General features: G+C 74.7%; 12 protein-coding genes and 3 tRNA genes. 5 read left to right on the top strand and 10 right to left on the bottom strand.

Annotated features, from left to right (window positions below; translation table 11 throughout):
* Positions 1-33 precede the first annotated feature (33 nt).
* Positions 34-528: a DUF3145 domain-containing protein gene (locus ACW14Y_RS14705; protein ID WP_380300677.1), complete on the bottom strand. Its 495-nt coding sequence runs from the start codon at positions 526-528 to the stop codon at positions 34-36.
* Between the two features lie 359 nt (positions 529-887).
* Positions 888-1,931, bottom strand: a complete 1,044-nt coding sequence (locus ACW14Y_RS14710; protein WP_380300675.1) for an NADP-dependent oxidoreductase — start codon at positions 1,929-1,931, stop codon at positions 888-890.
* 81 nt (positions 1,932-2,012) lie between these two features.
* Between ACW14Y_RS14710 and ACW14Y_RS14715 the strand changes: the two genes are divergently transcribed.
* The gene (locus ACW14Y_RS14715; RefSeq protein ID WP_078880288.1) at positions 2,013-2,486 is read left to right on the top strand and encodes a MarR family winged helix-turn-helix transcriptional regulator; all 474 of its coding nucleotides are present in this window, start codon (positions 2,013-2,015) and stop codon (positions 2,484-2,486) included.
* 148 nt (positions 2,487-2,634) lie between these two features.
* Positions 2,635-4,230 carry an LCP family protein gene (locus ACW14Y_RS14720; protein ID WP_380300673.1) on the top strand — a complete coding sequence of 532 codons (1,596 nt, stop codon included), beginning with the start codon at positions 2,635-2,637 and terminating at the stop codon, positions 4,228-4,230.
* A gap of 45 nt (positions 4,231-4,275) precedes the next feature.
* Here the strand turns inward: ACW14Y_RS14720 and ACW14Y_RS14725 are convergent, their stop codons facing one another.
* The 6 genes from ACW14Y_RS14725 to ACW14Y_RS14750 all read right to left on the bottom strand — a co-directional run bounded on the left by ACW14Y_RS14725 (position 4,276) and on the right by ACW14Y_RS14750 (position 9,253).
* Positions 4,276-5,178, bottom strand: a complete 903-nt coding sequence (locus ACW14Y_RS14725) for a 1-aminocyclopropane-1-carboxylate deaminase/D-cysteine desulfhydrase (RefSeq protein WP_380300671.1) — start codon at positions 5,176-5,178, stop codon at positions 4,276-4,278.
* A 9-nt stretch (positions 5,179-5,187) separates the two neighbouring features.
* On the bottom strand, positions 5,188-5,853 hold the full coding sequence (locus ACW14Y_RS14730; RefSeq protein ID WP_380300669.1) for a response regulator: 666 nt from the start codon (positions 5,851-5,853) through the stop codon (positions 5,188-5,190).
* A 4-nt stretch (positions 5,854-5,857) separates the two neighbouring features.
* Positions 5,858-7,141, bottom strand: a complete 1,284-nt coding sequence (locus tag ACW14Y_RS14735) for a sensor histidine kinase (RefSeq protein ID WP_456988168.1) — start codon at positions 7,139-7,141, stop codon at positions 5,858-5,860.
* A complete protein-coding gene (locus tag ACW14Y_RS14740) occupies positions 7,138-7,887 on the bottom strand; it encodes an ABC transporter permease (protein WP_078880287.1) in 750 nt (249 codons plus the stop codon). Before ACW14Y_RS14740 ends, ACW14Y_RS14735 begins: the two co-directional genes overlap by 4 nt.
* 83 nt (positions 7,888-7,970) lie before the next feature.
* Positions 7,971-8,873, bottom strand: a complete 903-nt coding sequence (locus ACW14Y_RS14745) for an ABC transporter ATP-binding protein (protein WP_456987086.1) — start codon at positions 8,871-8,873, stop codon at positions 7,971-7,973.
* Positions 8,874-9,179: 306 nt separating this feature from the next.
* Positions 9,180-9,253, bottom strand: a tRNA-Ile gene (locus ACW14Y_RS14750).
* Between the two features lie 286 nt (positions 9,254-9,539).
* Here ACW14Y_RS14750 and ACW14Y_RS14755 point away from each other — a divergent pair.
* Positions 9,540-10,286, top strand: a complete 747-nt coding sequence (locus tag ACW14Y_RS14755; RefSeq protein WP_380387461.1) for a trypsin-like serine peptidase — start codon at positions 9,540-9,542, stop codon at positions 10,284-10,286.
* Positions 10,287-10,441: 155 nt separating this feature from the next.
* Here ACW14Y_RS14755 and ACW14Y_RS14760 read toward each other — a convergent pair.
* Positions 10,442-10,514: transfer RNA gene (locus ACW14Y_RS14760), tRNA-Asn, on the bottom strand.
* Positions 10,515-10,573: 59 nt separating this feature from the next.
* Positions 10,574-10,646, bottom strand: a tRNA-Asn gene (locus ACW14Y_RS14765).
* 246 nt (positions 10,647-10,892) lie between these two features.
* On the opposite strand from ACW14Y_RS14765, the gene ACW14Y_RS14770 reads away from it, so the two are divergent.
* A complete protein-coding gene (locus ACW14Y_RS14770; protein ID WP_037781098.1) occupies positions 10,893-11,186 on the top strand; it encodes a hypothetical protein in 294 nt (97 codons plus the stop codon).
* A gap of 178 nt (positions 11,187-11,364) precedes the next feature.
* Positions 11,365-12,798 carry an FGGY family carbohydrate kinase gene (locus tag ACW14Y_RS14775; RefSeq protein WP_380389509.1) on the top strand — a complete coding sequence of 478 codons (1,434 nt, stop codon included), beginning with the start codon at positions 11,365-11,367 and terminating at the stop codon, positions 12,796-12,798.
* The last annotated feature ends 87 nt before the right edge of the window (positions 12,799-12,885 follow it).

The raw sequence follows: 12,885 nt of genomic DNA on the forward strand, positions 1-12,885 counted from the left end.
CGCGGCCCCTCCTCGTCGTCGTCCCGCGGCGGGTCAGACCACCTGGTGCAGCCAGCGCACCGGGGCGCCCTCGCCCGCGTAGCGGAAGGGCTCCAGTTCGTCGTCCCAGGGTTTGCCGAGCAGCATGGCGATCTCGGCCTCCAGGTCCGTCCCCTCGCTGCGGGAGCGCAGCAGCACGGCGCGCAGCCGGTCCTCGGGGATGAGGATGTCACCGTGGATGCCGGTGACGGCGTGGAAGATGCCGAGCGAGGGCGTGCTGCTGTAGCGCTCGCCCTCGGCCGTGGCACAGGGCTCGCTGGTGACCTCGTACCGCAGCAGCTGCCAGCCGCGCAGCGCGGAGGCGAGCTTCGAGGCCGTGCCGGGCTCGCCCTGCCAGGAGAGCTCGGCGCGCCAGTGTCCGGGCGCGGCCGGCTGGCGGATCCAGTCCAGGCTCACCCGCACCCCGAGCACCCCCGCGACGGCCCACTCGACGTGCGGGCACAGCGCGCGGGGCGCGGAGTGGACGTACAGGACTCCACGTGTCGTCACCGGGACCTCCAGGCTGTGGACGAGGGTCGCCTTCCCCAGCTGCCTCGCGTTCGTGCCCGTAGTTGATCCACAGTTACCCACGTTAGCCGACATTAAGTCACTAAATTGAGCAAAACGGACAGGCTTTCGCTCAATGCTAGTCGAATCCGCAACGAGGTCCACCCCCCGGTGGGATCTCTCCCCCGAACGGCCCCATCGCCAGGCGGGACCACCGTACCGCGCCTCCCCGCAGCGGTGCTGACGCACTTTCGGATCCGGCCGGAATGCGGTAGTGCGGCCGGATCCCCTCCGCCGGGTACGCAAACCGCCTCGCACCGGCAGGTGGCCGGTACGAGGCGGGAGCGTGACCCGACGGGGCGTCAGCCCTTCAGCCGGACCACCATCTTGCCGGTGTTGGCGCCGCGCAGCATGTCCAGGAAGGCCTGGGCGGCGTTCTCGAAGCCGTCCACCACGGTCTCCTCGGAGCGCAGCTTCCCCTCCTGGAGCCAGCCGCCCACCTCGGCGACGAACTGCGGGCGGAGCGCGTCGTGGTCGCCGACCAGGATGCCCTCCAGGCGCAGCCGCTTGCCGATGACCTGCATCAGGTTGCGCGGGCCGGGGGCGGCGGCGGTGTCGTTGTAGTGGGCGATGGCGCCGCACAGCACGGCCCGGCCGTGCACGCCCAGGGCGCTGATCGCGGCCTCCAGGTGCTCCCCGCCGACATTGTCGAAGTAGAGGTCGATGCCCTCCGGGGCGACCTCGGCGAGTTGCTCGCCGACCGGGCCGTCCTTGTAGTTGAAGGCGGCGTCGAAGCCGAACTCCTTGGTCAGCCGGTCGACCTTCTCCGCCGAGCCGGCCGAACCGACCACCAGCGAGGCGCCCTTGAGCTTCGCGATCTGGCCGACGAGCGAACCGACCGCGCCGGCCGCGCCGGAGACGAAGACCCGGTCGCCCTCCTTGAGGGCGCCGACGGCGAGCAGGCCGGCGTAGGCGGTCAGGCCGGGCATGCCGAGGACGCCGAGGTAGGCGGAGAGCGGGACGCCCTGGATCTCCGGCACCTTGACCGCGTGCGTCGCGGGCAGGGTGGCGTACTCGCGCCAGCCGAGCCCGTGCAGCACCGCGTCGCCCGGGGCGAAGCCCTCGGCCTCCGAGGCCACGACGTAACCGACGGCGCCGCCGTCCATGGCCGCGCCGAGCTTGAACGGCGGAATGTAGGACTTCACGTCGTTCATCCGGCCGCGCATGTAGGGGTCGACCGACAGGTCCGTGTTGCGGACCAGGATCTCGCCCGGACCCGGGGTCCGGACCGGCGCCTCGACCAGGGCGAAGTCGGTCGGGACGGGCCAGCCCTCGGGGCGGGCGGCGAGGTGCCACTCGCGGGCGGTGGCGGGGGCTTCCGGAGCGGCGGTCTGCTCGGCGGCCATGATGATCTCCCCACATAAAAGGTTGAGTCGGTGAAGTAACAATGGGCATGAAAGGTTCATGTTGTCAACTGTTCAGGTATGATGGGAACCATGGACACCCAGCCGACCCGGGCCACCGCACCGCAGACCGACGAGATCACCCGCGAGGTCGTCGATCTCATGGCGAACCTGGTCGCGCTCTTCCACCGCGAGTACGAGGAGGCCGCCGCCGCCCGCTCGCTCACCGGGGCGCAGGCCAAGGTCCTCGCGCTGCTGCGGCGCGGCCCGATGCCCATGCGCCAGATCGCCCAGACGCTCAGCTGCGAGCCCTCCAACATCACCGGCATCGTGGACCGGCTGGAGACCCGCGGCTTCGTCACCCGCCAGCCCGACCTCCAGGACCGCCGGGTCAAGCTGGTCGCCGCCACCGAGACCGGGGCGGGCGCCTCCGAGGAGCTCCGCGAGTCGCTGAACTTCGCCCGCGAGCCGCTCGCCGCACTCGACTCCGAGGAGCGGACCCAGCTGCGCGACCTGCTCCGCCGGATGCTCACCGGCGCCACCGGCCCCGGCGCGTGAGCAGCATCACATCACGGGCCTCCGAATTGTCCGCCGATCGGAGGTAACCGAACACTCCCCCGAAACGTCTAACGTTCGAAGACCAGGCACCCGCCCGCCGACCGGCGGCCGGGTGGGGTCCCAGAACGGAAAACGGGGGGCGGGAAGGATGAGCGGCAGCTCGCGCCGTCGACGTGTCATACGAACCGTCATAGGACTCGCGGCCGTCCTGGTGCTGACCGTGGCCGGAGCCGGAGCCTGGTTCTACCACCGGCTCGACACCAACATCAGCACCTTCGACGCCGGCGGCGTCGCCACCGAGCGCCCGCCCGCCCCGGCACCCACCGCTCCCGGCGCCTCGGTACCGGTCAACGTCCTGCTGCTCGGCTCGGACACCCGCAACGACGGGAACTCCGACCTCGGCGGCGGCGACGTGGGGGTGGGCCACTCGGACACCGCGATCCTGCTGCACGTCTACGCCGACCGGAAGCACGCCGTCGGTGTCTCCATACCCCGCGACACCCTGGTCACCGTCCCGTCCTGCCGGCTGCCCAGCGGCGACTGGACGAAGCCCCGCACCAACCAGATGTTCAACGAGGCCTTCACCGTCGGCGAGTCCCCCAAGGGGAACCCGGCCTGCACCCAGAACACCGTCGAGGCGCTCACCGGGCTGCGGATCGACCACACCATCGTGGTCGACTTCAAGGGCGTCGCCGCGATGACCGACGCCATCAACGGCGTCGAGGTCTGCGTCCCCAACGACGTCAACTCGCACAACATCAAGCTCCGCAAGGGCCTGCAGAAGATCGCCGGCCAGCCGGCCGTCGACTACCTCCGCGCCCGCTACGGCTTCGGCGACAACTCCGACATCGGCCGGATGAAGCGTCAGCAGGCCTTCCTCTCCGCGATGATCCGCAAGATCCAGTCCCAGGGCTTCTCGCTGCCGACCCTGCTCCCGCTCGCCGACGCCGCCACCCGCTCGCTGACCGTCGACGAGGGCCTCGGCACCGCGATGAAGCTGGTCGACTTCGCGCAGTCGCTGCAGCAGATCAAGCTGTCCGACATCACCTTCGTCACCGCCCCCTGGCAGTTCTCGACCGTGCAGAAGGGCCGGGTCGACCTGGTCCACCCCGACGTGGACACGCTGTGGCGACTGCTCCGCGAGGACCGCACCCTGGACGGCCAGAGCACCGGCCTGCTGCCGGAGGGCGGCACCGCCGGCCCCTCTCCCGCCGCCGGCGACGGCGCCGCGACCCCCGCGCCGGCCGCCACCCCGCTCAGCACCGAGCAGCTCGCCACCACGATCACCGTGGTCAACGGCGTCGGCACCGACGGACTCGCCGGCGCGGGCTCCGCGGCGATCCGCGCCCAGGGCTTCACCAACGTCTCGCTGGGCGCCACCACCGGCGGCCGGCTGCGCACCGAGATCGCCTACGACCCGCCGTTCAAGGCCGTCGCCGACCAGCTCGCCACGCTCTTCCCCGGTGCCAGGACGACCGTGGAGCCGGGCTCCGAGGGCGTCACGGTCACCCTCGGGCGCGACTACCGCCCGGTTCCCCCGACCGCCACCGCGCCGGCCTCCCGGCCCGTGCCCGGCGGCACGCCCGCCGCGGTCGGCGTCGCCCTGGGAGCCGGCGCACCCACCGCGGTCGGTACCCCCGGCGCCGCCCCCACCGCACCGCTGCCCACCGGCGTCCCCGGCGGCATCGCCGAGAACAGCCGCACCGCCGACTCCGACCCCTGCGCCAACCTCACCTTCGGCTGAGGCCGGGAGCCGCACACCCTTCCCGCCCGGCCCGGCCCTCCGCCGTCAGGGCCCGGCCGGGTCGGGCAGGCCGGTGACCACGGCCGTCAGCCGGGTGCCGGGCGGGAAGGCGCCGGCCCCGGCCAGATCGTGCACGGCGGCCAGCAGCTTGGCCACGTAACGGCGCTCCAGGGCGATCCCGTGCCGCCGTTCGAAGCCGACCGCGAACTCCTCCAGCGCGGCCGGCACCCGGCCGTACCCGCCGCCGTGGTGCCCGTGGTCGATCCGCCAGCCGTCGAACTCCCGCCCGTACGCCGCCCGGTGCAGCCCGGTCACCTCGGCCTCCAGGTACCCCTCGCCGCCGCGCAGCACCGCCACGCCCAGCGCCCGCGCCCCCGGCGGCAGCCCGGCCGCGATCCCGGCCAGCGTGCCGCCGGTGCCGACCGGGCAGCAGACCACGTCGCGCCCGCCCAGGTCGTCCAGCTCCGCCACGATCTCCGCCGCGCCGATGACCGCGAGGCCGTTGGAGCCGCCCTCCGGCAGCACCAGGCCGGGGCCCCAGCGCCACCCCGACCCCTCCCCGGCCCGGCCGGCGGCCTCCCGGTACTCGGCCCGGGTCAGGAACACCAGCTCCATCCCGGCCGCCTCGGCGGCCCGCAGCGACCAGTTGCGCGGCCGGTCGGCCAGCTCCTCGCCGCGGACCAGCCCGACGCTCTCCAGTCCGAGCGCCCCGGCCGCCACCGCGACGGCCCGCAGATGGGTGGAGTACGCGCCGCCGAAGGTCACCAGCCGGGTGTGGCCGCCCTCGACGGCGGCAGCGAGGTTCGGCGCGAGCTTGCGCCACTTGTTCCCCGGCACCAGCGGGTGCGCCAGGTCGTCCCGCTTGAGCCGGAGCTCCACCCCGGCCCTGGCGAGCGCCTCGTCGGTGCAGTCCACCAGCGGGGTCGGCAGCAGCGCGGATTCGAGCATCCGGCCAGCTTACGGGCGACCGGTGGGGGTGAGCAGGCCCCGGTTGAAGCCGGCGGCGACGGCCGAGGCGCGGTCCTTGACGCCGAGCTTGGCGTAGACGTGGATCAGATGGGTCTTCACGGTGGCCTCGCTGATGAACAGCCGGGCCGCCGCCTCCCGATTGGTCGATCCGGCGGCGACCAGCTCCAGCACCTCCAGCTCGCGCGGGCTCAGCTCCTCCCGGGCCGGCTCCCCGACCGGCTCCCGGACCTGGCCCAGCAGCTTGGCGGCGACGGTCGGCGCGATCACCGAGGCGCCGCGGGCGGCCTCCCTGACGGCGTGGAAGAGATCCTCCCTGGCCGCGTCCTTCAGCAGGTAGCCGGTGGCGCCGGCCCGGACGGCGGGGAGCACGTCGGCGTCGGTGTCGTAGGTGGTGAGCACCAGGACCCGCGCGGGCAGGCCACGCTCGGCCAGCTCGCGGATCGCGGTGACGCCGTCCATCCGCGGCATCCGCAGGTCCATCAGCACCACGTCCGGGCGCAGCGCGGCGACCAGCACCAGCGCCTCGGCGCCGTCCCCGGCCTCGCCGACCACCTCGAAGCCGGGGGCGGCGGCGAACATGCCGCGCAGCCCGTCCCGGACCACCGGGTGGTCGTCCACCAGCAGCACTCTGATCGTCGTCGCGTCCTCGTCCACGGTCCTACTCCTCCGCGCTGATCGCCGGCAGGGTCGCCGACACCGTCGTCCCGGCGCCCGGTTCGGTCTCCAGGTCCAGCCGCCCGGCCAGGCGTCCGACCCGGCGGCGCATCACGTCCAGCCCGTAGCCGCCGCCGGTGGCCCGGGAGGCCGGCTCGGCCCTCGGGTCGAAGCCGACGCCGTCGTCCCGGACGTCGAGGGTGACCAGCCCCGGCATGTACGAGAGGGTCAGCCCGACCCGCGAGGCCCGGGCGTACCGGCCGGCGTTGGCCAGCGACTCCTGGGCGATCCGCAGCAGCGTCACCTCGACCTCGGGGTGCAGCGGGCGGGCCTCGCCGGTGACGGTCAGCGCGGCGGCGGCGCTGTTGCGCTCGCGCCACTGCTCGACCAGCTCGGCGATCGCCTCCGGCAGCGCGGCCCGTTCGAGCTCCAGCGGGCGCAGCGCGTGCACGGCCCGGCGGGCCTGGGTGAGGCTCTCCCGGGCGAGGCCGACGGCGTTGGCCAGGTGCCGGTCGGCGTCCGCCGCGCTGCGCTCCCGGACCTGTTCGGCGGCCTGGAGCTGGGTGACGATGCCGGCCAGGCCCTGGGCGACGGTGTCGTGCATCTCCTGGGCGAACCGGCGGCGTTCGTCGGCGGCCCCGGCCTCGCGGGCCTGGACCAGCAGTTGGGCGTGCAGTCCGGCGTTCTCGGCCAGCATCCCGGACAGCCGCCGGTTGGCCTCGGCGAGTTCGGCGTTGGCGCGCTTGCGCTGGCGGCTCAGCCGGTCGGCGACCTCGCTCAGCGCGAGCAGCACCCCGACCACCACCAGGTTGAAGGCGAGGACGGCGAGGAACCCGCCGACCTGCCCCGGGCTCGTCGGCAGCACCCCGCCGCTCTGGGCCAGCGCGGTCGGGACGGCCGCCACCACCGTGCCCAGCACCCTGGCCGGGCCCCGCAGGTACTGGGCCGCGTGCAGGTAGCAGCTGAAGGCGAAGAAGCCGTAGAGCGGGTTGTCCAGCACCAGGACGGTGGTCACCGCGAGCAGTCCGAGGAAGTGGGCGCCGGCGAACCGCGCCCCGCCGTCGGGCCGGGGGCGGCGGTCCAGCGCCGAGCGCAGCAGCAGCCAGAGCAGGGCGAGCGCCGCGGCCGGCAGGGTGGCCCGGACGGACCGCGCGGTCGGCACCGGGACCAGCAGCACGAGCCCGGTGGCGATCAGCAGCCCCACGTAGCCGAGCAGCCCGGCAGCGCGGTCCAGCCGCCGCTGCCAGGCTCCGAGCGAACCCTCGTCCGCCGGGTCGGCCTTGATCATTCCCACCGGAACAGCCTGGCAGCCGCGGCACCGGCGAGCAGGGCGTACGCCGCGAGTGTGAGCAGGGCCACGGCGTGCGGGAACCGGCCGTCCCAGGAGTCCTGGAGAGCCTGCGCGGCGGCCCCGCCGGGGGTGAGGTCACCGATCCGGTTCAGCACCGCGGGCGCGAACTCGCGGGGCAGCCAGAGCCCGGAGAAGAACATCATCGGGAAGAGCGCCAGCGCGCCGACCGCGTTGCCGGCCTTCGCGGACGGGACGACCGCGGCCAGCAGCAGGCCGACCGAGAGCATCGCGGCGGCGGCGAGCAGGAAGGCCAGCGCGAAGGCCGCCGGGCTCCGCGGCAGCCCCACCCCCAGCACCGGCGCGAGCGCCGTCACCAGCAGCATCGAGACGGTGGCGATGCCCAGGTACAGCGGCAGCAGCGCCCCGAACAGCAGCGCCGGGCGGACCGGGCTCGCGGACATCCGGCGCAGCACGCCGCGCTCGCGGTAGGTGGCCAGCAGCGAGGGCAGGCCGTTGAGGCCGAGCATCATCAGCGCGAGGACGGCGAGGATCGGCGCGTACAGCTGGACCGTGCTCAGGCCGTGCGCGTCCGGCGAGGCCTTGCGCAGGGCCGGGACGGAGCCCAGCACGCCGAACAGGGCGACCGGGAAGAGCAGGGTGAAGAAGGCGGTCATCGGGTCGCGCAGGAACAGCCGGGTCTCGGCGACGGCCAGGCGGCGGACGGCGTGGGCGGTGCGGTTCACGGTGGTGGTCCCCTCGGGTGCGGTGGTGGCGGCTCGGGAGCGGCGCCGGTTCGGGAGCGGCGCCGGCTCAGGAGAGGTACGGCTCAGGAGTCGTGCCGGGTGAGCGCGAGGTAGGCCTCGTCCAGTCCGTGCTCGCGGATCCGCAGGCCGGTGACGACGATCCCCTCGCGGGCCAGCAGCCCGGTGACCCGGTCGGCGAAGTCCCCGGTGCCGGTGACCTCGATCCGGCCGCCCCGCTCCTCCACCGAGGTGACCCCGGGCAGGGCCGCCAGCCGGGCCGGGTCCAGCGGCGCGGTGGGGCGGAAGCCGAGGGTGCCGCCGGCCCCGGAGCGGGCGACCAGCTCGGCGGGGGTGCCGGTGGCGACGATCCGCCCGCCGTCGAGCACCGCGGCGCGGTCGCACAGTGCCTCGACCTCGTCCATGAAGTGCGAGACCAGCACCACCGTCACGCCCTTGTCCCGGATCCGGCGGACCAGCTCCCAGGTGTCGCGGCGGCCCTGCGGGTCGAGCGCGGTGGTCAGCTCGTCCAGGAACGCCACCTCGGGGTTGCCGACCAGCGCGAGCGCGACGAACAGCCGCTGGCGCTGGCCGCCGGAGAGCTTGTCGAAGGGGGTCCGGCTCTGGTCGGCGAGCCCCCACTCGTCCAGCAGCTCCCGCCAGTCCCGGGGGTCGGGGTAGAGCCCGGCGTACAGTTCCAGCGCCTCACCGACCCGCAGCGCCCCCTGCAGCTGGGCCTGCTGGAGCTGGACGCCGATCCGGGGCCGCAGCCGGCGGGCGTCCCGGACCGGGTCCAGCCCGAGCACCCGGACCGTTCCGGCGTCGGCCCGGCGCAGGCCCTCGCAGCACTCCACGGCGGTGGTCTTGCCCGCGCCGTTGGGCCCGAGCAGGCCGAACACCTCGCCCCGCTCCACCCGGAACGAGACGTCCTCCAGTACCCGCCGGCGCCCGTAGGACTTGCCCAGCCCCGTCACCTCGATCACGGCCATGTCGCCGCTCCCCCTCGTTCCGCTCGCTCCCGGCCGTGTTCCCGGCCCGCTACGAGCCTCCCGCGCGGGGCCCCGGCGGCGGATCGACCGAACGGTCCCGGCGGTCGGCGGGCGCGGTGGAGGGGGGATCAACCGATCGGTGGACCGGGGAGGGACGTCCGGGAGCACGGGCCTCGGACGGAGGGGGTGGCGGGGTGGCCGGGCGATGCCCACGAGCGGGTGAATTCCGGCGCGTCGTGGCGTGGCGGCGGGCTTGATCCCCTAGGGTTTTCCCAGCCGGGGGGCCGCCCGCGCGGGCGTGAGAGGTGGGGCGGGTGGGACTCGAACCCACGACCAAGGGATTATGAGTCCCCTGCTCTAACCGGCTGAGCTACCGCCCCGGTTCGCAGCGCGCGACGGCAGGCCGGTCGCGGCAGCAGCAGACGGCCCCGAAAGGCCGTCCCGGGCAGCATAGCCGGTCGATCACCCGTGGTGCGCGCCGGGGGCGCACACGGGTGCGCACCGGGGGCGGCCGGGCCCGGTGGGCGCTCGGGCGGGGCCGGATGACGGGGGGTCGGGAGTCGGACGGCGGCAGTGGCGCGGCCGGGCCCGGCCTGATAGATCTTGCTCTCGAACGGCGGACGCATGACCGGCGGCGACCGCCCCCGAGGACCAGACGGAGCACCGATGCCCTCCCGCCCGGTTCGACCCGCGCGCGCGGCCCGGACGCTCGCCCTGGCGGCCCTGCTGCTGGCCGCCGCCATCGCCTGCGGCGGGGGCGAGGAGGGCCGGACGGCCTCGGTCGCGCCGCAGAACCCCGCCTGGGACCGGATCGGCACCCTGTCCGTGCACACCCCCGAGGGCCCCAGGGCGTGCACGGCGAGCGTGGTGAGCAGCCCTCGGCGCAATCTGCTGGTCACCGCCGCGCACTGCGTGCAGAGCCGCCGGATCGGTCTGCTGGACGGCCTGGTGTTCACCCCCGGCTACCGCAACGGGTACTCGCCGTACGGCAGTTGGCCGGTGGAGTCGATCACCGTCGACCCGCGCTGGGAGAGCGAGGACGACCCCGAGTACGACGTGGCGTTCGTCACCGTGCGGCCGGTGAACGGCCGGCAGGTCGAGGACGCCGTCGGCGGCAACCCGCTCGGCACCGACCAGGGCTTCGGCCTGGCGGTCTCGGTCACCGGCTACCCCAACGAGCGGGACGAGCCGATCACCTGCTCGGGCCTGACCGCCTCGCAGAGCCCGACCCAGGAGCGGTTCGACTGCGGCGGCTACACCGACGGCACCAGCGGCAGCCCGTGGCTGACCACCAACGGGCGGGTGATCGGGGTGATCGGCGGCTACCAGGAGGGCGGCGCGACGCCGCAGACCTCGTACAGCATCACCTTCGACGAACGGGTCGCCGAGCTGTACCAGCAGGCCCTGACCTGAGCCCGGGCCGCCGGTCGGGGCCCGGGCGGGCTCCCGGCAGGCGGGCTCCGGCCGGCCCGGGCGGGCTCCCCGCGGGCGGCCCCGGGCAACACGAAGGCCCCCCGGTCTACCGAGGGGCCTTCGCTCTGAGCAGTCACCGGGCGGACCCGGCGCAGCTCCCGCAATTGGACTCGAACCAATAACCTGCCGATTAACAGTCGGCTGCTCTGCCAATTGAGCTATGCGGGATCGCGGTACGCAACAGCCGTACCACGTACGGGTGATGGGCCCGAAGGCCACCACCTCGGCTCCCCCAATTGGACTCGAACCAATAACCTGCCGATTAACAGTCGGCTGCTCTGCCAATTGAGCTATGGGGGATCGAGCTTCCGCTTCGGCCCCCGGTCTCCCGGGCTCCTCGGCGCTCGCTGCGGGACATACATTAGCGCACTCGGGGGGGTGGTCCGCCAATCGCTTTCCCCGGCCGCCGCCGGCCGGTCCCGCCGGGCGCGCTCCCCGCGCGCTCCGGGCCCCGTCCGTGGATGCTGGGGTCACCGACGGTTCACCGTCCCGACAGACGGGTAGGGCAACGCGGCAATGGCCGCCAGGAGAGGGTGGAATCCGACCATGTGGAAGCTGTCGTTCGGCGTCGGACTCGCAGCGGGCTACGTACTCGGCACACGGGCCGGGCGCCAGCGGTACGAGCAGATCGCCAGGGTCACCCGGCAGGTCGCCCAGAACCCCAAGGTCCAGGGCGCGACGGACAAGGCCCGCCAGCAGGCCGGCGCGGTCGCCGGGAAGGCCGCCGGGGCCGTGGCCGACAAGGTCGGCGACCGGCTGCCCAACGCCGTCACCGACCGGGTGCCGTACTTCAACCGGCCGAAGGCCGAGGACGACGCCTGGGGCACCTTCCGCCCCTGACCGTCGCCCCGACCGTCACCCCGGACCCACCCCGGCCGCCGCGCCCGGGGCGGGTCCGGAGGCCGGGCGGCGCCTCGGTGGCGCCCGGCCGGACCGGGGCTCCCGGACGCGGTACCGAACGGGCAGAACTTGCCCGGCCGGGCCGCGTCCGGACGCCCACTGAGGCATGATCTCGACTATGGCCATCGTCGCGGGGATAGACAGCTCCACCGGTCGCACCAGGATCGTCGCGTGCGACTCCGCCACCGGCGCCGTCCTGCGTTCCGGCAAGGCCGAGCACCCCGCGCCGGAGGACCCCGACGCCCGCCCCGGCGAGGCCGATCCGCAGCTCTGGCTGCACTCCCTCGGCAACGCGGCGGCCGGCGGACTGCTGGAGGGCGTCCGGGCGATCGGCGTCAGCGCGCAGCAGCACGGCCTGATCGGCCTCGACGCCGGCGGCGTGCTGGTCCGGCCGGCGATCCTGTGGCACGACCCGCGCGCCGGCGGCGCCGCCGCGGCCCTGGTCGACGAGCTGGGCGGCCCCGCGGCCTGGACGGCGGCGATCGGTGCCGTCCCCGGCCCCACGTACACCGTCGCCAAACTGCGCTGGCTCGCCGAGTTCGAGCCGGCCAACGCCCGGCGGGTCGCCGAGGTGCTGCTCCCGCACGACTGGCTGGTCTGGCAACTGCTCGGCCACCCCAGGCGCCGCACCACCGACCGGGGCGACGCCTCCGGCACCGGCTACTGGTCCCCGATCACCGCCGAGTACCGCCAGGACCTGGTCGAACTGGCCCTGGGCCACCAGCTGAGGCTGCCGGACGTGCTCGGCCCCGCCGAACCCGCCGGCCACACCCCCGAGGGCCTGCTGATCTCGGCCGGCACCGGGGACAACATGGCCGCCGCGCTGGGCCTCGGCCTCGGCCCCGGGGACGCGGTGGTCTCGCTCGGCAGCTCCGGGACGATCTTCGCGGTCCACGAGCAGGCCGTGGTGGACGCCACCGGGCTGGTCTCCTCCTTCGCCGACGCCACCGGCCGCCACCTGCCGATGGTCGCCACCCTGAACGCCGCCCAGGTGCTGCGCTCCACCGCCGCCCTGCTCGGCCGCGACCTGGAGGGCCTCAGCGACCTCGCGATGCAGTCCTCCCCCGGCGCGTACGGGCTGGTGCTGCTCCCCTACCTGGACGGCGAGCGGACGCCCGCGCTGCCGCACGCGGCCGGCACCCTGACCGGCCTGCGGGCCGAGTCGATGTCCCCCCAGCACCTGGCCCGGGCCGCCGTCGAGGGCATGCTCTGCAACAGCGCGGACGCCCTGGACGTGCTGCGCGCCCGAGGCGTCGAGGTGAACCGGGTCTTCCTGCTGGGCGCCGCCGGACGGCTGGAGGCGGTGCGGCACGTCGCGCCGCAGCTGTTCGGCGTCCCGGTGGTCGTCCCGCCCCCGGGCGCCCACGCGGCGCGCGGAGCGGCCCGGCAGGCGGCCTGGGCGCTGGCCGGGACGCCCGAGCCGCCGCGCTGGGAGCTGCCGGGGGCCGTCACCGTCACCCCGGACGCCGAGCACGACCTGGCGGTCGGATCGGCGGTCCGCCAGCAGTACCGGGCCGCCCGCGAGCAGATCCACCCGGAGACGGCCGGCTGAGAGCACCGGGGCGGGGTACCCGGACCGCGGGGCCCGCCGCCGCAGCGGATGCGGCACCCGGCGACCGGTGGCAGCGTGGAAGGCGAC

Source organism: Kitasatospora sp. cg17-2 (assembly GCF_054031055.1).